The organism is Bradyrhizobium sp. STM 3843 (assembly GCF_000239815.1).
In the GTDB taxonomy this organism is placed as follows: Bacteria; Pseudomonadota; Alphaproteobacteria; order Rhizobiales; family Xanthobacteraceae; genus Bradyrhizobium.
This window is the reverse complement of record NZ_CAFK01000024.1, coordinates 70,065-88,892: the sequence shown is the minus strand read 5'-3', so window position 1 is coordinate 88,892 and position 18,828 is coordinate 70,065. Positions and strand designations below refer to the sequence as shown.

Genomic DNA, 18,828 nt, shown 5'->3' with positions numbered 1-18,828 from the left:
CCGTGAAGATGACCTGCACTATCGCTGCGGAAGGCCGCCTCAGGCTTGACCGAAATCAACGGTTGAGATGCGGTTTCTGCGAACCGGACGCAGCTGAGTCAGGCGGTGTTCCCGGCGTCGACCGTGAGCACCGTGCCGGTGATGTTACGACCACCCTCGCCGAACAGATATTCGACCATCGCCGCGACATCCTCGGCCTCGGCGAGCCGGCGCAGCGCGCTGCGGCCGGCGATGCGCTGGCGCTGCGCGTCGTCCATGCTCTGCGTCAGCTCGGTTGCGATGAAGCCGGGCGCGACCGCGTTCACGGTGATGCCGAGCTTGCCGACCTCGCGCGCCAGCGAGCGGGTGAAGCCGTTGGCGGCCGCCTTGGTCGCCCCGTAGACGGAGAGGCCATTGTAGCCGGTGCCGGCGATGATCGAGGAGATATTGACGATGCGCCCCTCGCCCGCCGCCATCATGTGACGGACGACATATTTCGTCAGGATCATCGGAGCCAGCACGTTGAGCCGCACCAGCGCCTCGATCTCGGAATTGTGCATGGTCGCGAGCAGGCCCTCGGTGCCGAGACCGGCATTGTTGACGAGGCCATGGATCGGACCGAACTCATCGCGGACCGATTTGACGAAGGCCGGGATCGCCTCGACCGCGCTCAGATCGCAGGCGCGGAAATGAATGCCGCCGCTGCTGGCGCTAAACTCGGCGATCGCGGCGTTGAGCTCGGCGCTGTCGCGGCGCGCCACCGCGATGACGTCATAGCCGGCGCCCGCCAGGCGGCGCGCGATCGCAAGCCCGATGCCGCGGCTGCCTCCGGTGACCAGGACATTACGCATCGGTACGCGCCAGCTTGCCGGCCGCGGTCACATCGAGCGCCGGCACGAAGCGGATCATCGCCGGCACCTTGTGCGGCGCCAGGCTGGCCCGGCACGCGGCCACGATCTCATCGCGAAGGCCAGCCGCGTGGCTGTCGTCGCAGCCTTCGGTCAGAACCACGTCGGCGACGACGATGCCGCCGGTGATCGGGCTCTTGCGCGATTTGGCTCGCGCCATCCGCACCTCCGGATGGCGGTTGATGACCGCCTCGATCTCCTCGGGATGAACCTTGAGGCCGCCGACATTGATAATGCCGTTGCGGCGGCCGACGAAGTAGTAGCGGTCGCCGCGCAGCTCGACCATGTCGCCGGTATCGACGAAGCCATCCGCGTCGGTGAGAGCGGCGGCATTGCGGCCGACATAGGCCTGCGCGGCGCGCTTGGAGCGGATGCGCAACGAGCCGTCGACCACCTTCATGTCGACCCCATCGCGCCCTGGACCTTCCCCTGCACCGAGAAGACCAGCCGGAAAACCTTCGCGGCCGTCGTTGACGGCGAAGCCGACGCCGGCTTCGGTCGAGGCATAGGCATGGCCGATCGAGGCGTTTGGAAACGCCAGCGCCAGGCCGTCGAGCACGGCCTGGTCGGCGATCTCGCCGGACAGCCGCACATAACGCGGCGCAAAGCCGCTGGCCGCGCCGCTCATCAGCAGCTTGCGCCAATGCGACGGCGTGCCGGACATATGGGTGACGCCGCGCGCCTTCAACCGCGCAACATGATCGGCGAGCATCTCGTCCGGATCGGACAGCACCATGGAGCCGCCGCCGACGATCGCGCGCAGGAAGATCTGCAGGCCGCCATAGCGGCGGATATCGTAGAACGTGGCCCAGACCGGCGACGCACCCGGCGCCGGTCTGTCGCCGATGATCGCCCCGCACAGGCCTTCGAGGGTGTGGCGGACAATCTTCGGCACGCCCGACGTGCCCGAGGTCAGCATCAGCCATTCGGTCGCACGCGTCGTTTGCCCGCGGCACTCCACCTCTCGCGGCAGCCCGACTGCAAGCACGCGGTCGACGCCGCAATCCGCAAAGCGCTCCGGCTGGTCGGTCACGACAGTATCGATCTCGGCATCGGAGATGACACTCGCGAGGTATTCCGGCTTGAGGTCGGGCGGACACAGCAGCATGCGCCGTGCGACCCCATCGATCTCGATCATCGCAAGGCCTGCGAGCAGCTGGCCGGAGGTGGCGAGCAGCACCGCGCGCCCATCGAGCTCATTGCTTCGGCCGGCAAGGCAACTCTGAACGGTGAGATCGGAAAGCCGCAACAGATGCCGCGGATCGGAGATCGTGCGCCCCGTCAGTTCGGGACCGAGATGGTCGCGGAGCGCGAAGACCTCACGCGGGGACATTCTCATAGGCCCTGATGAAATCGCCCACGGTGTGCGGGAACACCGCATCTTCGGCGAGCGTGAACGGGTCCACGCCGAGATCGTCCTCCAGGCGCGCCACCAGGATCGCGAAGGCGAGCGAATCGAAGCCGGTTTCGTTGAGCGTCAGATCATCGGCGAGCGGCGGCAGCTTGACCTTCTGCTCCTCGGCAATCTGCTTCATCGCCGCGATGATCCTTAACCGTGCCGACATGAACGAACCCGCCTTTTCGCTAAATTTGCTGAAGCGGATGATAAAACGAAAAAGTGAAGGAAGGCGGAGCTCGACGCGATCTTTCCTCGCATTGGTAAATGCATTGCGGTCAGTATGAGTAAAATCCCGCTCGCCTACAGACGGATCGCGCCGGAAGCGATCCGCGCATAGGTGGCCGCGTCGAGCGGATGGTAGATTCCCGTCGCAGCGTCCCTGACAAACAGCGGATCGCGCAACGTCCCGGGATCGAACCCGTCCTGCATCAATTGCTGCTTCTTCTGCTTGAAGGTTTCGGTCGCATCGAGCGAGGCCGCGATGCGCAAGGCGACCGGCTGCGCATAGGCCGGCAGGCGGCGCGCCAGCTCGATCGCGAAGACCGCGAGATCGAAACGCTGATCGATCACCAGCGCGGCCATTCCGGCACGGCCATCCGCGCCCGGCACGGCCACGCCATAGGTGGCGGCTTCGACGACGCCGGGACATTGCAGGATCGCGGCATTGACTTCGCCGGTCGCGACATTCTCACCCTTCCAGCGGAACGTATCGCCGACGCGGTCGACGAAATAGAAGAAGCCCTGCTCGTCCTGCCGCATCAGGTCGCCGGTGCGAAACCAGGCGTCGCCGCGCGCAAAGACGTCGCGCAGGATCTTGTTCTCGGTCTCGCCTGCGTCGGTATAGCCTTCGAAACGGCCGCCGCCGGAATCGGCGGTGCCGATGCGCCCGATCGCCTCGCCGACTTCGCCGCGCGCACAAGCCACGCAATGCCCGTCCGCGCCGCGCATGACGCCGCCTGCCTCTTGATCGATCCGGACGATCGCAGCCGGGAAACGATGCGCAAGCAGTGATGGCACGCGGCCGATCGATCCCGCTTTGCCCTCGACATTGTAGAGCGAGAAATTGCCTTCGGTTGCGGCGTAGAATTCGAGGATCTGCGGGATCGCAAAGCGTGCCTGAAACGCCTCCCAGACATCGCCGCGCAGCCCGTTGCCGCAGGCGAGCCGCAGACGATGCGCGCGATCGAGCTGCGACGGCCCTGCCTTCAACAGATAGCGGCAGAGCTCGCCGATATATTGGAACAGCGTGCAATCGTGCCGAACGATGTCGGGCCAGAAGTTTCGCACCGAGAACTTCTCGACCAGCACGGCACTGGCCCCGGCGCGCAGCATGCTGCAGGGGGCGACGATGCCGCCGACGGAATGATAGACCGGCAGGCAATCGTAGAGCCGGTCGTCCGCCGTGGCGCCGGTCAGCCCGGCGAACCAGCCGCCCCAATTGAGGATGCGGCGATGGCTGATGCTCGCGGCCTTCGGCAGGCCGGTCGTGCCGGAGGTGTAGATCAAGAGCGCGCGGTCGTTGATGGTGACCTCGCGCCGCTCGGCCGGAGACAGCGCGCCGCCCTCGATCCGCGCGAGCGCAGCAGTGATATCGGTCGCATCCTGCCGGCTGCCATGGGTCCAGACCTCTGGCGCGGCCCGGAGCAGCGGTGCGGCCTCCTGATAGGCTGCGGCGAACGCGTCCGCGACGATCACATGCTTAGGGCTCGCCACATCGATGCAATGCGCGAGCGACGCTCCGACCAGGTTGGTATTGATCAACGCGACCACGCCACCGATGCGGCTGATGCCGAGCCACGCCGCCAGATAATCCGGGCGGCTGGGCATCATCAGGCAGACCGTCTCGCCCGGGGCGATGCCGGCAGCGAGCGCCCAGCGTGCATATTGGTTAATGCGCCTCGCAAGCTCGCGATAGCTGAAGCTCTCGCACGCGGAGATCAGCGCCGGCCGCTCCGGTGCCGCGAGCGCCCAATCGTCGATGACGTCGGCGAACAGCCGCGCCGGTTGCGCTTCAATCCGCGCGGTCAGCTCAATCGCGTTGAGCCAGGCCTTCGCCGCCGAGGGCTTTCCGCCCAGCCGCGGCCGGTCTGCCGACCGATCCAAGAGCCCAGAATTCATTGCCGACCACCGCCTGTCTCGGCTCCATATAAGCGGTCCGGCCTGCGCAGCCGTTAACCGGCAGGGTTAATCCAGACCGAGTCCACCGCACATGTTCCGATATGGGTCTTTTACGAAGTTGAGGGAAAATCGCGTGTAGGATGTAGATCGGCGAAACCTGCCAATGTGAAGGCTGGCATGCCCAAGGGATCGGTGACGGGATCGGTAACGGAAGCCGTCAAGGATGTGACACTGACCAGACGCGCCTGGCTGCGCTCTGCAGGCTGGTCCGCATTGGCCGTGAGTCCGCTCGCGCGCACGGTCGCGGCATGGGCGCAATCCTATCCGTCTCGACCGGTCACCTGGGTCATCCCCTTCGCGCCGGGCGGCGCGACCGACCAATTGTCGACCGGGCTTTGCGAGCGGCTGACGGCGCGGCTCGGCCAGCCGTTCGCGCTGCAACACCGGCCGGGCGCCGGCGGCAACGTCGCAACCCGCAGCGTGATCGAGGCCGCGCCGGACGGCTACACGATCCTGGCAACATCGACCGCCAATGTCATCGGGGCCTCGTTCGATCCGTCGCTGCCGTTCGATGTGACCAAAGATCTCACGCCGGTTGCCGGCATGGCCCGCACACCGCTGCTGCTGCTGGTCAACAATGACCTGCCGGTCCGTAACCTCAGCGAATTCGTCGGCTATGCTAAAGCCAATCCAGACAAGCTCAGCGTGACGACGGCCGGCCCCGGCACCGTCCAGCACCTCTCAGCAGAGCTATTCCGAAGCAAGGCCGGCATCAAATGGAACATCGTCCATTACCGCGGCTCGACTCCCGCTTTGGTCGACGTCGCCTCAGGCCACGTCCATGCCGCGTTCGACAACATCCCGTCCGCATTGGAGATGGTGAAGGCCGGCAAGCTCCGTGCAATTGCAGTGACCACCCAGACCCGATCGGACACTCTGCCCGACTTGCCGCAGATCACAGACATCCTACCCGGCTTCGATACGTCCGGCTTCTATGGGGTGGCAGTGCCACGTGGCACGCCCCGCCCCATCGTCGAGCTTCTCAACCGCGAGATCAATGCCGCCTTGTCTGATCCCGCGATCCGGGAACGCTATGCCGCGCTGGGCGCGATCCCGCTGACGGGCAATGTCAGCGAGTACGACGCATTGTTCGCGGCCGAAATCGCCCGCTGGCGCAAGATCGTCGCGCTGCTGGACGTCCACAAGACCGATTAGCCCGCAACGCCGTAGAGCACGAGCCGGTTGAGCCTCGCCGTGAAGGCGGCTGGATCCTCCGGCAGTTCGCCATCGAGAATCTGAGCCTGCTCCAGCAGCAGGAACGCCATGTCGTCGACCTTGGCCTTGTCGGCAGCGGCCTTGGCGATCGCCACCACCAGCGGGTGCCGCAGATTGATCTCGAGGATCGGCTTCGACCGCGCGCCGCGCGCCTGCTGCGACAGGATGCGCTCCAGCTCGCGATCCGGACCATGACTGCCGGCGACGAGGCAGGAGGCGCTCGTGGTCAGCCGGGTCGAGACCTTCACGTCAGTGACGCGCTCGCCGAGGCTCGCCTTGATCAGCGCGATGGTCTCGGCCTCGTCGGCGGCCGGCTTGGACTCATCCTCGGCCTTCTCCTCCGTGAGCGGAATCAGGTCAAAGTCGATGTCACCCTGGCTCAGCGACTTCAGCGGCTTGCCGTCATAGTCGAGTCGCGACGAGGTCCAGAAGGCGTCGACGGGGTCGGTCAACAGCAGCACCTCGATGCCACGCGCCTTGGCGGCCTCCAGCCGCGGATTGGATTTCAGTCGCTCGACGCTGTCGCCGACCAGGAAATAGATCTCGGTCTGGTTCGGTTTGAAGTCGGCGACGTATTGCTTCAACGACCGCCGCTCGCCCGCGGTAGTCGTGAAGCGTGACAGCGCCAGCAGCTTGTCGCGACGCTCGTAGTCCTCATAGAGGCCTTCCTTGATGACGGCGCCGAACGCGTCCCAGATCTTATCAAAGTTGTCGGCATCCTTCTCCGCAAGCTGCTCCAGCTCGCTGATGACGCGGCCGGTCACGGCTTTGCGGATTTGCGCCAGTTGCGGGTTGTTCTGCAGCATCTCGCGGGAGATGTTGAGCGGCAGATCCTCGCTGTCGATCACGCCGCGGATGAAGCGCAGGTAGGCCGGCAGCAGATCGGCATCGTCGGTGATGAAGACGCGCCGCACATACAGCTTCACCTTGCCCTTGCGTGCCGGCTCGAACAGGTCGAACGGCTTGGTCGAGGGCGCGAACAGCAGAACGGCATAGGAATAGCGGCCTTCGGCACGATAATGCAGGGTCATCGCCGGCTCGTCGAACGCGTTCGCGATCGACTTGTAGGCCTGCTTGTAGTCCTCGGCGGTCAGCTCGGACTTCGAGCGCTGCCACAGCGCGCTGGCGGAATTGATCTGGCGCGGCTCGCCTTCCTCGGGCACGAGCAGAATGGGAAACTGGATGTTGTCGGAATAGGCGGTGACGATCCGCTCGATCTCGTAGGCCTCGAGATATTTCTTGGCGTCATCCTTGAGGTGCAGCACGATCTCGGTGCCGCGGGTCACGCGCTTGGCGTCCTCCTCGGAGGCCGGCGCGATCTCGAAGCCGGCGCCGCCCGACGACGTCCAGGTCCACACCTCGTCGGTTCCGGCGCGACGGCTGATCACGACGATGCGGTCTGCAACCATGAACGCCGAATAGAACCCGACGCCGAACTGACCGATCAGCCCGGCGCCGTCTTTGGCCTCGGCGAGCCGCGAGACGAAGGCCTTGGTTCCGGAGCGGGCGATGGTGCCGAGATGCTCGACCAGCTCCTCCTTATCCATGCCGATGCCGGTATCGGCGACGGTCAGGGTGTCGGCGGCCTTGTTCGGGATGATGCGGATCTTCGGGGCCTCGCCGTCGCCGATCAGCTCGGGCTTCGCGATCGCCTCGTAGCGCAGCTTGTCGCAGGCGTCGGAGGCGTTGGAAATCAGCTCGCGCAGAAAAATCTCGGTCTCGGAATAGACCGAGTGCACCATCAGATGCAGCAGCTCGGAAACCTCGGCTTGAAAGCGGTGGGACACGGCGGCGGTGTCGGTCATCGTCATGCGTCTGCCCATGGATTGGAAGGTGCCGTCGATATAGCGCGACAACCATCGAGATCAAGCCTCGGGACCCACCCGCTCAGGCGAGACGACCGCGTGGAAATCAACCTGGCCAAGGATGTCTTCCGCGGCCGTCGCCTCCCGCGGGCTTCTCAGACAAGGCCTGGTACTCTGGAGACATGCCAGAAGCCTCCCTGCCGCCGGGCCGACCAGAAGACCATAGGTCAGCAGGAACTGCATCATCGCCGTCGCCCGGCTTGCCAAGCCCAGTGCGGCACCGAGCAGGAGCGCGCCCGAAGCGTCACTAGCCGCGGCCCGAACCGGTCGGTCAAGGCTTCCCAGCCGGAACTCGCCGTGCGCCCATGATCAGGCGGTGGAGGCCTTCTTTCGAGAGACGACAGCCTGCTTTCGCAGTTTTTGATCTGGATCAATGACTGACCTTGGCGCCTCTGGGCATCTTGTCCGATGGTCCGCCCCTCGCTCGACGCGCCTAATTAGTTGCATATGCAACAAATAACTTTCGCACTGCCGGTTTCATTGTGACAACATCATAATGTCACGCAAGCTTCACCGAACCGGCTTACGCCTCGCGCCGCACTTCACAACGGCACGGGGATTCGCATGGCGAGCTTCAACAAGACCCTGCAGACGCAACGCTTCGACGACTATCGCTACTATCATCAGAGCCGGATCAATCAGACGCTGCACCTGATCAGCGCCGTGATCTTCCTGGTCACCTACGCGCTCCTGTTCAAGGACCCGGCGCTGGCCGGCCTGATCGGATGGCTCGCGATGTTGACCCGACAGACCGGTCATTTCTTCTTCGAGCCGAACGGCTACGACGCGGTCAACGACGTGACCAACGAGTACAAGGAATCCGTCAAGGTCGGTTACAACCAGAAGCGCAAGATCGTGCTGCTGCTGGTGTGGGGCATGGTCCCGGTCATGCTGTTCTTCTTCCCGACCCTGTTCGGCCTGTTCGCCGAGCCCACCAGCCGGATGGACTTCGTCCGTCATGTCGGACTGCTCTGGCTCGCGGTCGGGATCGGCGGTGGCCTGTTCCGGGTGATCCAGCTATTCGCAATCAAGGACGTCCCGACCGGGGTGATCTGGGCGCTCAAGGTGCTGAGCGACCCGTTCCACAACATCGCGCTCTATTGGAAGTCACCTCTGGCGCTCGCCCGCGGCGAACTGATCGATCCGACCATCAAGGACGCCTCGCACTGGGGCGCGGCCGATGACGAGGTCGAAGCCGAGGAAGCGGCGCACCTGACCTGAGGGCACATTCATACCGCTTCCGCCGCCACCGGCGGCGGGAGTGGTGGCCCGCCTGAAAGCATCACTCTAGCATGGAACAACTCTCAATGTCTGCCGTTGCGGCTTAGTGCTGGTGGGCATCAGGAGCTTCTCCCCATGTGTGACTACAGCTTGCATACCGTTTCGTCCCGCGATGCCGAACTTTCGGACGTGCTGGTCTCCTGCCGCTTCCCAGGCACCGAGACCCGCGGCTTCTGCAGCAAAGAAGATCCTTTGACCGCGGTGTGCCTGCGTCCGGGTACCGAGCTCGCCTTCGAGGACGACGTTCGCATCAAGGGCCTGTTCTTCCGCCGCAAGGTCGGCGCGCAGCTGGCCCGTTTCCGCAAGGTCGACACCAACAAGCCGACCGAACATCACGACGCGCTGGAATTCGCCAACGGCCGGATCGTCAAGCTCACCGACCTCGCCACTGGCCAGCGCGCCCGCGTGCTGCAGCTGCCGGCCGAGCCGGCGACCAAGCGGACCGCCGCACCGATCACGATCGAGCTGCGTGCGACGCAGCCTTGAATGCCAAATGACGGCGCAAGCGTCAGGCGCGCGCCCATGATGGTGGCGCCTGGCGCGCGGCCCTGGCCGCTGCAACGCCGCAAAATGAATGGTTGGCGCGCCACGACGACAAGGACTGCCGCCGAATGCGGACGATCGCAGGCCACGTTCCCGCATCCGACGTCGCAGGGCCGTTCGCCGGCTGGACGCGTGAGCAGAAACACGTCGTCACGGCGAGCTTTCTGGGCTGGACGCTCGACGCGTTCGACTTCTTTCTGCTCGTCTTCGTGCTCAAGGACATTGCGGCCGAATTTCACACCGAGGTCTCTGACGTCAGCTTTGCCATCCTGCTGACGCTCGCGATGCGGCCGATCGGAGCGCTGCTGTTCGGCCGCGCCGCCGACCGGTGGGGGCGCCGGCCGGCCTTGATGGTCAACGTGCTGCTCTATTCGCTCCTCGAATTTGCCTCCGGCTTCGCGCCAAGCCTGACCGCGCTGCTCGTGCTGCGGGCGCTCTACGGCATCGCAATGGGCGGCGAATGGGGCGTGGGCGCCTCGCTCGCGATGGAATCGATCCCGCCGCACGCACGGGGTTTCGTGTCCGGCCTTTTGCAGTCCGGCTATCCAACCGGCTACTTCCTGGCCTCGATCGTCTATGGGCTCCTGTTTGCCGTGATCGGCTGGCGCGGCATGTTCATGATCGGCGTGATTCCGGCGCTGCTCGTGTTCTACATCCGTCGCAACGTGCCGGAATCCCCTGCTTTCGAGCGAAGCCGTACCGCAGAACGCACGAATGTGCTGCAGCTGCTGCGCCAGCACTGGCGCCTCGGCCTCTATGCCGTGGTGCTGATGACCGCGTTCAATTTCTTCAGCCACGGCACCCAGGACATCTATCCGACCTTCCTGGAGCTGCAGCACAAGCTTTCGGCGCATGAGGTCAGCCTGGTCGCGATCATCTATAATCTCGGCGCCATCTGCGGCGGATTGCTGTTCGGCGCGCTGTCCGAACGGTATGGCCGGCGCCGCTGCATCGTCATCGCGGCCATCCTGTCGCTGCCCGTCATTCCGCTCTGGGCCTATGGCGGCAGCATCGCACTGCTCGCGACCGGCGCCTTCCTGATGCAGTTCATGGTGCAGGGCGCCTGGGGCGTGATCCCGGTGCATCTGAACGAGCTGTCGCCATCCGACGCCCGCGGCACCTTCCCCGGCTTCGTCTACCAGCTCGGCAATCTCATCGCCTCGGTGAACGCGCCGCTGCAGGCCGGCATCGCGGCGCATTACGGCGGCAACTATGCGTTCGCACTCGCCGGCGTGGCTGCGGTGGTCGCGATCGTGATTGCGGTGCTCACGGCACTGGGGCGCGAGGCGCGCGGTATCAGGTTCGTGGATTGAGCAGCCGCTAGCGATTCCGCGTGCGATCCTGCTATTTCTCCCGCGTCTGTCACGCCCGGGGGATTGCAATGTGACCATCGCCACCATCTGCACCGCTTTGCTCGGCCTGCTGCTGTTCGGGCTTGGCCTCAATGTTTCGATCACGCGCAAGCGCCACGCCAAGGGCATCGGCCACGACACGGGGCCGACCGACCCGGTGCATCGGGCCGTGCGGGCGCACGGCAATACCGCGGAATATGCACCGTTCTTCGCAGTGCTGTTCCTGTGGTACGCCGCACATGGCGCACCTGCCTGGATCAACGCCGTGATCGTCGTTGCCACCGCTGCGCGTCTGCTGATCGTGGCGGGGCTGTTGTGGGGCGGGCCGCTGAATCAGGCCAACCCGCTGCGGGCCATCGGGGCGCTGTTCACCTACATTTGCGGACTCGTGCTCGCCGCCGCGCTCGTGGTGTGAGAGTACTGTTTCTCGACAGGAGCGGCATCAGACCAGAGGCTGGTCGCGACGCCTGCATCAGCCGGCTGGCCCCGCAGAAAAATCGCGACCGACGGCGCGAGCTCCGCTGTTGCAGCTCGATCTGCTTCAGCACGCAGGCCTGCAGGCGGCCTGCTGCTGTCTTGTCTTCACCACATCCCTCGGTTTAGTATCCTTTCGATTTCAGCGATTTATTGAGCCCGATGCGGCGCGAATGCTGCATCGCCAGCGCCCTTTCGACGTCACGTCGCGTGCCTTCGTGGCGGCCGCGCGCGACAATTGCCGGACAGTGCAATGGGTGTCTTGCAGCAGCATACCATTCTTTCGGTGGTCGGAATTGCCTTTGCGATCGCGGCGGTCGCCTGGTTGCAGCCGGTCACCGCTGGCGGCACCACCTTCGTCGTGGTCTGCGTGGTTCTGGTCGTCAACGCGTTTGGCGCCCTGTTCATCCGGCTTGCCGCATTGCTTCCTTCAGGACCGGCGCCACGCGCCGGACAGCTTCACGCCGGCCGTCGCAAAACCAAGGGGCGCGGCTGATGGGCAGACTCGCACAATTGGTCCTCGGCTGCTCCGTGCTGCTGCTTCTGGCAGCGCCGCGCCCCGGCCAGGCGCTGACCTGCGCGCCCGACGAGGAAGAGATATCCGGCACATGCGTGAAGCGCGCCTCTCCCTCGAGGCCTGCAGAGCTGCGCCCGCGTTTCGAGCATGAGTATCGTCCTCCTCCCATCGGCAATGCCATACGCGAAACCGGCGGCTCGATCGGGCATCTGCTACCTTTTGACGCCGGGGGCGCTGCATCACACACCACGGGCACGCTGACCGACGTTGGGCATCTGGTCCCGGTGCGCGCCTATCTGCGCAGCGCCGATATTCCGCCGCCCTCGATCGGCGCCTATGGCGTGGTCGCTTTCCGCGCGCGGCCGACGCCCGCAACCCGCAGCCGCCTGCTGATGGCCTGCACGTCCTTCGTCGCCTCCATCCCACCGCAAGCGTTGATCCCGAGCAGCGTTGCCGTCAGCGACCAGATGCTGACCATATGGCCGCTGGACAATCCGGCCGCGGCGGAGGCCGTCAGGGACGACTGCAACTTCGCGATCGACCATTACGACCTGTTTGGCGGCGACTCCGCGATCGCCGATGCCGAGAAGCAGGGCGCGACCTTCGGCGAAGACGGCCCGTTCCTGATCGGCTGGTCACCGTCGAACACGCGGGGCGTTCCGGACAAGCTGGTGCTGGTCGTCGACATGTCGCGTTACAACAGCCAGGACAGTTTCGATCACGCCTTCCTGTTCTGGAAGCAGAAGATCGTCGAGGATCCGGCGCTGTGGCGCAGCGGCTTTTCAGTGGAAGGCATCCGGCTCGCGGTGCGCGACTTCGCCGACGGCTATGGCGACACGATCCTGAAGGCCGCGGTCTCGCTCTGGAAGAAATAGCCGGACGGCAAACCGTGCCCGCGGGAATCACCACGACAGCGAGTGCGGTTCGGGTCAGGACACCGGCCAGGTCAGGCCAGCGGTTCGCCGAGCGTGTGCATCAGCCGGTTGGCCCAGCCGAAGATCGCGGCCGACAGCACCAGATCGAGTTGCTCCAGCTCGCTGAGCCCGACGTCCTTCAACTTGGCGGCATCATCGGCGCTGGCCTCGATCGGTGTCGTCGACAGCTTGGCGGCGAAGTCGAACAGCGCCTGGTGGCGCGGCTCTAGCCTTGCATTGCGCTCGTCGGCAAAGATCGCATCGACCACGTCGGTGCGCTTGGTCAGATTGAGAAAGCGCGAGGTGTGCACCGCGGTACAATAGATGCAGCGGTTGACGACCGAAGCAGCGGTCGCGCCGAGCTCGCGCTCCGCGGAGGCAAGGCCGTCCTTGCCGTACATGATCAGGTTGAACAGCGGCGAACGAACATCGAGCGATTCCGGATCGTGCGCCAGCGTCAGAACATAGGCCGAAACGCCCTTGTTGGACGGCGTGATCTTCATGGCCGCGCGCTGCTCCGGCGTGGCCGTCTCGAAATCGACCGGGGTCACGTAAGGCGACCATTCGGGAACCTCAGCCGTGAATTCGTGAACCGGCTTTTTCATCGCCCCTCGACCTCCTTCAAGAACGTCAAGCCGGCGATCACGCGCAGCTGGTAGTTCACGAAAGCCGCGAGCTCGGAGAGCCGGACGATGTCGGGCTCGCTCACGCCAGCCGCTTTCAACGCCTCGATGTCGCCGCGGGTGGCCTGCCGCGGTGCCAGCGTCAGCATGTCAGCGTGACGGGCCATCGCGTCCCGCCGCGGATCGCCGATTGAGCCGCCGGGATGCGCCAGCGGCGCGACCTCGGCATCCCCGCCATGCGCGAGGTAGCCTTCGTAATGCGCCACCAGCGCAGCGTTGCCGACGTGACGGCACATCCGCGCCGCCAGCGCCGCCCGCAGCGCGTGGCTCAGACCACCGGGCTCGCGCGGCACCAGCACGGCATCATGCGCCGCCTCGCTCAGGCGCAGCACCTCGGCGCGCACCTTGAGCGCCGCCCCGAGCTTGGAGTCCGGCGGCACGCCGGCAAGCTTTTCGATCAGCGTCGTCATGCATCTCCTCGCGAATGGCAGGGGTTGTCCGCATCCTGCACCGAGATGGTCAGCGGCTCGCCTGTCTGCAGGAAGGCCGTCAGCGCGGCTTCGTAAGGCGCGGGATCCAGCCCGCGCCCCGCGAGCCAACCCGGCTCGTAGTAGCTCTGGCGATAGCGCTCGCCGGAGTCGCAGATCAGCGTCACCAGCGATCCGCTCTGGCCGGCGCGGCGCATCTCCGCCGCCAGCCGGCACAGCGCCAGGAAATTGGTCCCGGTCGAGCCGCCGACCGCGCGCGGCAGCCGCCGCGTCAGCACGTTCATCGCCGCGATCGAGGCCGCATCCGGCACCTTCATCATGCGATCGACCACGCCCGGCACGAAGGACGGTTCGCAGCGCGGCCGCCCCACCCCTTCGATCAGCGACGGCCGCTCGCACACCCGCGCGCAATCGCCGCTGCAGAAGGCATCGAAGAAGGCCGAATGCTCGACATCGGCGACACACAGCCGGGTCGGATAGCGGCGGTAGCGCAGATAGCGCCCGATGGTTGCCGAGGTGCCGCCGGTGCCGGCGCCCATCACGATCCACTCCGGCACCGGGTGGCGCTCGCCGGCGAGCTGATTGAAGATCGACTCGGCGATGTTGTTGTTGCCGCGCCAGTCGGTCGCGCGTTCGGCGAAGGTGAACTGATCCATGTAGTGGCCGCCGAGGCGCTCGGCGAGCGCGGCCGCCTCGGCGTAGAGCGCGTGCCCATCGTCGATCAGGTGGCAGTTGCCGCCATAGTGCGCGATCGCCGCGATCTTCTCGGCCGAGGTGGTGCGCGGCATCACCGCGTAGAACGGCACGCCGATCATCTGCGCGAAATACGCCTCCGAAACCGCGGTCGAGCCGGACGACGCCTCGACCACCGGCGTCCCCTCGCGGATGTGTCCGTTGCAGAGCGCGTAGAGAAACAGCGAGCGGGCCAGCCGGTGCTTCAGACTGCCGGTCGGATGGGTCGATTCGTCCTTGAGATAAATGTCAATGCCCGCCAGCACCGGCACGATCAGCCGGATCAGATGCGTGTCCGCGGTGCGGCACTGGTCGGCTTCGATCGCCGCCACCGCATCGTCGGCCCAGCCGCGGCGGAAGCTCGGTCCGGCGGCAGCTTGGTGCAAGACGGAAGGGGGTGTCGACATGAGACGCAAGGGACCATAATACAATTTTCGCATCAAGGCTTATCTATCATTCTTCTGATGAATGATCCGGCAGAGGCCGGCTAAACTTTATGCTTCAAGCAAATGAACGCGGGTGCATAATACCTGGTATGCATGATGACGTGATCGACATCCGGCTGCTCGAGGCCTTTGCCGCGGTGATGTCCGCGGGCAGCATCACGGCCGCTGCAAAGCTGCTGGGGCGCTCACAGCCCGTGGTGACGCGGCAGATCCAGGATCTCGAGGCCGACGTCGGCTATCTGCTGTTCTCGCGCAACGGTCCGCGGATCACGCCGACCCCGAAGGGCGTGCTGTTCCACGCCGAAGTCGAGCGGCTGCTGCTCGGGCTGAAGCATGTCCGCGAACGCGCCGCGGCGATCGGCGCCGGCGCCCTGCCCGTGCTGAGTCTCGCCGCGATCCCGGCGCTCGCCGCAGGAATCGTCCCGGTCGCGCTCGCCGCCATCAATGGCGACCTGCTGCCGGGCCATGTTCACGTGCAGTCGCTCTCGGCGGAGAATGTCGCGCAGTCCGTGCTGTCGCAGTCGGTCGATTTCGGCCTGGCCAGCCTGCCGATCCAGCATCCCGGTCTCGACGTGCAATGGGTCTGCGAGGTGCCGTGCGTCGCGTGTCTGGCCGCCGACCATCCGCTTGCGAAGAAGAAAGTGATCCGGCTCAAGGATCTCCGCGGGCGCAGGCTCCTGACCATGGCCAATCCCTACCGGCTGCGGCGTCGCGTCGAGGACGCGCTGGAGCGCGCCGGCGTCAGGCCACAGGAGATGATCGAGACCAACGCCTCGCTGACCGCGGTCGCCATGGCCAAGCAGTCACTCGGCATCGCCATCGTCGAGCCGGTCGCGACCGCGAGCCTCGAGATCGCCGGCGTCGTGACGCGACGGCTCGACGTCGCCATCCCGTTCCTGTTCGCCGCGATTTCGCCAGCCGGACGCGAACTCACCCCGACGCTCGCCGCTCTCAACGATGCGCTGCGCGCAGCCGTGACCTTGATGCCCGGCGCGAGGCTGCACGAGGGGAGCGTCGCCTTCACTGATGCGAGCGACGACACTCCTCAATTCGAGAGAGCCGACCGATGACGATGCTGTCCCCCGACGCCGCGGGCCTCGCCGCGCTGGAAGCCCGCCTGCGCCAGGACCTCTCTTGGCTGGAGTGGCCGGCCAAATCATGGGTGCCGCGCCGCTTGGTCGATGGGCAGGAGGTGACCGACGTCGTAATCGTCGGCGGCGGCATGGCCGGGCTGGTGGCCTCCGCGATGCTCACCCGTTTCGGCGTCGACAATCATGTCGTGCTGGACCGCGCCAAGGCCGGCCAGGAAGGGCCCTGGGTCACCTATGCCCGCATGCTCACACTGCGCTCGCCGAAGGAATTGACCGGCCCCGCGATGGGCCTGCCGGCGCTCACCTTCCGCGCCTTCTATGAGGCGCAATACGGGCGCGAAGCCTGGCGGACGCTCGATCGGGCGCCGCGGACGCTGTGGATGGATTATCTGACCTGGTACCGCAAGATGCTCAATCTGCCGGTCCGCAATGAGGTTGCCGTCGCGCGCATCCAGCCGCGCGGCGATGACCTGCTGGCGCTCGACATCAGCGAGGCCGGTGCAGCGCGGCAGATCCTTGCCCGTCACGTCGTGCTCGCCACCGGGCGCGACGGTCTCGGCGGTCCCTACGTGCCGGAGATCGCTCAGCGGATCGATCGCCGTTTCTGGGCCCACACCGCCGACATGATCGATTTCGCGCAGCTCAAGACCAAGCGCGTCGCCATGGTCGGCGCCGGAGCCTCCGCGATGGACAATGCGGCCGTCGCGCTCGAAGCGGGTGCTGCGCGGCTCGATCTGTTCATCCGCCGCGCCGATATTCCGCGCATCAACAAGTTCACCGGCATCGGCAGCCAGGGCGTGGTGCACGGCTTTGCCGGCCTGCCGGATGAATGGAAATGGCGCTTCCTCGATCACACATTGAACGCGCAGACGCCGCCGCCGCGGCCCTCGGTGCTGCGAGTCTCGGCCTTCCCGCAGGCGCAGTTTCACCTGGCGAGCCCGATCACCGATCTCACTGAGATCGATGATCATGTCGTGGTGACCACGCCGAAGGGCCGTTACGAGATCGACTTCATCATCTTCGGCACCGGCTTCAAGGTCGACCTCGCGCTGCGGCCCGAGCTCGCCGAATTCGCGCCCCACATCCGCTTCTGGCGCGACCGTTTTCCGAGCCCAAAGGGAATGGAGAATGCCGAGCTCGAAACCTCACCCGATCTCGGCGAGGCTTTCGAATTTCTGGAGAAAGTGCCCGGCGCCTGCCCCGCTCTGTCGCGGCTGCACTGCTTCAACTATCCGGCAACGCTCAGCCACGGCAAGCTCTCCGGCGACATTCCCGCGATCAGCGAAGGCGCCGACCGGCTGGCGCGCGGCATCGTGCGGCGGCTGTTTGTTGATGACCGCGAGCGGCATTTCGAGAACCTGAAGGCCTTCGCGACGCCGGAGATCCTCGGCGACGAATGGCGCGATGCCGATGCCCCATCCGCGCCGCAGCCGGCCCCGCTCGACGCTTCAACCTGACCCCGAACCGAACAGGCACGCGCCCATGCAGACGACCAACAAAACGGCCATCGTCGCGGCAATCGCCGGCAATGCGATGGAATGGTACGACTTCACGGTGTTCGCGCTGATGACACCTGTCATTAAGACCCTGTTCTTCCCGGTCGATCCCAAGGTGCCCGGCAGCGAGATCAACGCGCTGCTGCTGACAACAGCGCTGTTCGGCACCGGCTTCTTCATGCGGCCGGTCGGCGGACTCGTGCTCGGCTATTTCGGCGACATCAAGGGACGCAAGGCCGCGATGACGCTCGGCATGGCGCTGATGGCGCTGTCGGTCGCGCTGTTGGCGCTGACGCCGACCTATGCCACGGCCGGCCTCGCCGCGCCGTTCATCGTGCTGATCGCGCGGCTGCTGCAGGGCTTCTCGGTCGGCGGTGAGTTCGGCACCTCGACCGCCTACCTGATCGAGGCCGCGCCGCCCGGCAGCACCGGCTTGTTCGGCTCGTGGCAGATCGGCGGCCAGCTGATCGCCAATGCGCTCGGTGCCACGCTCGGCGCCGGCATCACCCTGGTGTTCACGCCGGAGCAGCTCAATGCCGGCGCCTGGCGCATCCCCTTCATCGTCGGGCTGGCCATCGTGCCGATCCTGTTCGTGATGCGCGCCAAGATCGTCGAGCCGGAGGTGTCGTCCCGCATCAGGGCCGCAACACACAGAGAGGGCTTTGCGGCCGCGCTGAGATATCCGGGGCGCAACTATCTGATCGGCATGGGTATGGTGGTCGCCAGCGCCGTCTCGTTCTACGTCACCTTCGGCTACACCGTCACCTATGCCAAGGAGGTGCTCAAGCTACCCTTGATGCAGAGCTATCTGGTGCAGCTGATCGCCGCGGTGGTGATGATCGTCGTCGTGCCGCTCGCCGGCGCCGTGTCCGACCGCTATCCACGCAAGCCGCTGCTCCTGGTGTCGCTGATCGGTTATTTCGTGCTGCTCTACCCGCTCTATGCCTGGGTGATCGCGGCGCCCTCGATCGGCAAACTGCTGGTCTGCCAGATCGTGATCGGCTGCTTCGGCGCCTTCTTCCTCGGCGTCTACTGCACCGCGCTGGTCGAGCTGTTCCCGGTGCGCATCCGGTCCACCTCGCTTTCCATCGTCAACAACGTCGCGGTGCTGATCTTCGGCGGCTTCGCGCAGTTCTTCGTGACCTGGCTGATCGCGCTGACCGGCTCGCCGCTGGCGCCGATCTTCTATGTCATGATCGGCGTCGGCCTCGGGCTCATCGCCGTGATCGCCATGCGCGGCGATCCGCGCGAGATCATCGTGGAGACGCCCGCGCCCGCAACGCTTCCGCTGCGCACGCCAAACGGCTGAGAGGGCTTGCGATCCCGC

The 18,828-nt window shown here is 65.7% G+C and carries 18 protein-coding genes; 10 read left to right on the top strand and 8 right to left on the bottom strand.

The window, feature by feature from the left end; genetic code table 11:
• Positions 1–98: 98 nt before the first annotated feature.
• From BRAS3843_RS04015 to BRAS3843_RS04000, 4 genes are all read right to left on the bottom strand, one after another.
• Complete coding sequence (locus BRAS3843_RS04015; protein WP_008967447.1) at positions 99–830, bottom strand: SDR family NAD(P)-dependent oxidoreductase; 732 nt, start codon at positions 828–830, stop codon at positions 99–101.
• A complete protein-coding gene (locus BRAS3843_RS04010) occupies positions 823–2,220 on the bottom strand; it encodes a fatty acid--CoA ligase family protein (protein ID WP_008967446.1) in 1,398 nt (465 codons plus the stop codon). Before BRAS3843_RS04010 ends, BRAS3843_RS04015 begins: the two co-directional genes overlap by 8 nt.
• Positions 2,207–2,452, bottom strand: coding sequence for an acyl carrier protein (locus tag BRAS3843_RS04005; protein WP_008967445.1), 246 nt, complete (start codon positions 2,450–2,452; stop codon positions 2,207–2,209). Before BRAS3843_RS04005 ends, BRAS3843_RS04010 begins: the two co-directional genes overlap by 14 nt.
• 134 nt (positions 2,453–2,586) lie before the next feature.
• Positions 2,587–4,404: a long-chain-acyl-CoA synthetase gene (locus tag BRAS3843_RS04000; RefSeq protein WP_008967444.1), complete on the bottom strand. Its 1,818-nt coding sequence runs from the start codon at positions 4,402–4,404 to the stop codon at positions 2,587–2,589.
• A gap of 177 nt (positions 4,405–4,581) precedes the next feature.
• Between BRAS3843_RS04000 and BRAS3843_RS03995 the strand changes: the two genes are divergently transcribed.
• Positions 4,582–5,619 (top strand): tripartite tricarboxylate transporter substrate binding protein, encoded by a 1,038-nt coding sequence (locus BRAS3843_RS03995; RefSeq protein ID WP_008967442.1) that lies wholly within the window; start codon positions 4,582–4,584, stop codon positions 5,617–5,619.
• Here the strand turns inward: BRAS3843_RS03995 and htpG are convergent.
• Entirely contained in the window at positions 5,616–7,490 is a 1,875-nt protein-coding gene (gene htpG, locus BRAS3843_RS03990) for a molecular chaperone HtpG (protein ID WP_035980786.1), read from the bottom strand. The genes BRAS3843_RS03995 and htpG overlap by 4 nt on opposite strands.
• 618 nt (positions 7,491–8,108) lie before the next feature.
• On the opposite strand from htpG, the gene BRAS3843_RS03980 reads away from it, so the two are divergent.
• From BRAS3843_RS03980 to BRAS3843_RS03955, 6 genes are all read left to right on the top strand, one after another.
• Entirely contained in the window at positions 8,109–8,765 is a 657-nt protein-coding gene (locus BRAS3843_RS03980; protein WP_008967439.1) for an Mpo1-like protein, read from the top strand.
• Positions 8,766–8,900: 135 nt separating this feature from the next.
• The gene (locus BRAS3843_RS03975) at positions 8,901–9,311 is read left to right on the top strand and encodes a hypothetical protein (protein ID WP_008967438.1); all 411 of its coding nucleotides are present in this window, start codon (positions 8,901–8,903) and stop codon (positions 9,309–9,311) included.
• A gap of 125 nt (positions 9,312–9,436) precedes the next feature.
• Positions 9,437–10,681, top strand: a complete 1,245-nt coding sequence (locus tag BRAS3843_RS03970) for an MFS transporter (protein ID WP_008967437.1) — start codon at positions 9,437–9,439, stop codon at positions 10,679–10,681.
• Between the two features lie 70 nt (positions 10,682–10,751).
• Positions 10,752–11,135: an MAPEG family protein gene (locus BRAS3843_RS03965; RefSeq protein ID WP_008967436.1), complete on the top strand. Its 384-nt coding sequence runs from the start codon at positions 10,752–10,754 to the stop codon at positions 11,133–11,135.
• A gap of 312 nt (positions 11,136–11,447) precedes the next feature.
• The gene (locus BRAS3843_RS03960; protein WP_008967434.1) at positions 11,448–11,690 is read left to right on the top strand and encodes a hypothetical protein; all 243 of its coding nucleotides are present in this window, start codon (positions 11,448–11,450) and stop codon (positions 11,688–11,690) included.
• Positions 11,690–12,586 (top strand): hypothetical protein, encoded by an 897-nt coding sequence (locus BRAS3843_RS03955; protein WP_008967433.1) that lies wholly within the window; start codon positions 11,690–11,692, stop codon positions 12,584–12,586. Before BRAS3843_RS03960 ends, BRAS3843_RS03955 begins: the two co-directional genes overlap by 1 nt.
• A gap of 71 nt (positions 12,587–12,657) precedes the next feature.
• Here BRAS3843_RS03955 and BRAS3843_RS03950 read toward each other — a convergent pair whose 3' ends face one another.
• The 3 genes from BRAS3843_RS03950 to BRAS3843_RS03940 are packed head-to-tail and all read right to left on the bottom strand — an operon-like array spanning position 12,658 to position 14,875.
• Complete coding sequence (locus BRAS3843_RS03950; protein ID WP_008967432.1) at positions 12,658–13,230, bottom strand: peroxidase-related enzyme; 573 nt, start codon at positions 13,228–13,230, stop codon at positions 12,658–12,660.
• A complete protein-coding gene (locus tag BRAS3843_RS03945) occupies positions 13,227–13,718 on the bottom strand; it encodes a hypothetical protein (RefSeq protein WP_008967431.1) in 492 nt (163 codons plus the stop codon). Before BRAS3843_RS03945 ends, BRAS3843_RS03950 begins: the two co-directional genes overlap by 4 nt.
• A complete protein-coding gene (locus tag BRAS3843_RS03940) occupies positions 13,715–14,875 on the bottom strand; it encodes a PLP-dependent cysteine synthase family protein (protein WP_008967430.1) in 1,161 nt (386 codons plus the stop codon). Before BRAS3843_RS03940 ends, BRAS3843_RS03945 begins: the two co-directional genes overlap by 4 nt.
• Positions 14,876–15,003: 128 nt before the next feature.
• Here BRAS3843_RS03940 and BRAS3843_RS03935 point away from each other — a divergent pair, with 128 nt between their 5' ends.
• From BRAS3843_RS03935 to BRAS3843_RS03925, 3 genes are read left to right on the top strand one after another with little or no spacing between them, the layout of a single operon-like run.
• Positions 15,004–15,984 (top strand): LysR family transcriptional regulator, encoded by a 981-nt coding sequence (locus BRAS3843_RS03935; protein ID WP_008967429.1) that lies wholly within the window; start codon positions 15,004–15,006, stop codon positions 15,982–15,984.
• The gene (locus BRAS3843_RS03930) at positions 15,981–17,462 is read left to right on the top strand and encodes an NAD(P)/FAD-dependent oxidoreductase (RefSeq protein WP_008967428.1); all 1,482 of its coding nucleotides are present in this window, start codon (positions 15,981–15,983) and stop codon (positions 17,460–17,462) included. Before BRAS3843_RS03935 ends, BRAS3843_RS03930 begins: the two co-directional genes overlap by 4 nt.
• 25 nt (positions 17,463–17,487) lie before the next feature.
• Positions 17,488–18,810, top strand: a complete 1,323-nt coding sequence (locus BRAS3843_RS03925) for an MFS transporter (protein ID WP_050886348.1) — start codon at positions 17,488–17,490, stop codon at positions 18,808–18,810.
• Positions 18,811–18,828: the final 18 nt, after the last annotated feature.

Bases quoted from the DNA above. Each gene is read 5' to 3' on its own strand.
- BRAS3843_RS04005 (WP_008967445.1), bottom strand. From the start codon at position 2,452: ATGTCGGCACGGTTAAGGATCATCGCGGCGATGAAGCAGATTGCCGAG.
- BRAS3843_RS03925 (WP_050886348.1), top strand. From the start codon at position 17,488: ATGCAGACGACCAACAAAACGGCCATCGTCGCGGCAATCGCCGGCAAT.
- BRAS3843_RS03980 (WP_008967439.1), top strand. From the start codon at position 8,109: ATGGCGAGCTTCAACAAGACCCTGCAGACGCAACGCTTCGACGACTAT.
- BRAS3843_RS04000 (WP_008967444.1), bottom strand. From the start codon at position 4,404: ATGAATTCTGGGCTCTTGGATCGGTCGGCAGACCGGCCGCGGCTGGGC.
- BRAS3843_RS03945 (WP_008967431.1), bottom strand. From the start codon at position 13,718: ATGACGACGCTGATCGAAAAGCTTGCCGGCGTGCCGCCGGACTCCAAG.
- BRAS3843_RS04015 (WP_008967447.1), bottom strand. From the start codon at position 830: ATGCGTAATGTCCTGGTCACCGGAGGCAGCCGCGGCATCGGGCTTGCG.
- htpG (WP_035980786.1), bottom strand. From the start codon at position 7,490: ATGACGATGACCGACACCGCCGCCGTGTCCCACCGCTTTCAAGCCGAG.
- BRAS3843_RS03960 (WP_008967434.1), top strand. From the start codon at position 11,448: ATGGGTGTCTTGCAGCAGCATACCATTCTTTCGGTGGTCGGAATTGCC.
- BRAS3843_RS03975 (WP_008967438.1), top strand. From the start codon at position 8,901: ATGTGTGACTACAGCTTGCATACCGTTTCGTCCCGCGATGCCGAACTT.
- BRAS3843_RS03970 (WP_008967437.1), top strand. From the start codon at position 9,437: ATGCGGACGATCGCAGGCCACGTTCCCGCATCCGACGTCGCAGGGCCG.
- BRAS3843_RS03995 (WP_008967442.1), top strand. From the start codon at position 4,582: ATGCCCAAGGGATCGGTGACGGGATCGGTAACGGAAGCCGTCAAGGAT.
- BRAS3843_RS03950 (WP_008967432.1), bottom strand. From the start codon at position 13,230: ATGAAAAAGCCGGTTCACGAATTCACGGCTGAGGTTCCCGAATGGTCG.
- BRAS3843_RS03930 (WP_008967428.1), top strand. From the start codon at position 15,981: ATGACGATGCTGTCCCCCGACGCCGCGGGCCTCGCCGCGCTGGAAGCC.
- BRAS3843_RS03955 (WP_008967433.1), top strand. From the start codon at position 11,690: ATGGGCAGACTCGCACAATTGGTCCTCGGCTGCTCCGTGCTGCTGCTT.
- BRAS3843_RS03940 (WP_008967430.1), bottom strand. From the start codon at position 14,875: ATGTCGACACCCCCTTCCGTCTTGCACCAAGCTGCCGCCGGACCGAGC.
- BRAS3843_RS03935 (WP_008967429.1), top strand. From the start codon at position 15,004: ATGCATGATGACGTGATCGACATCCGGCTGCTCGAGGCCTTTGCCGCG.
- BRAS3843_RS04010 (WP_008967446.1), bottom strand. From the start codon at position 2,220: ATGTCCCCGCGTGAGGTCTTCGCGCTCCGCGACCATCTCGGTCCCGAA.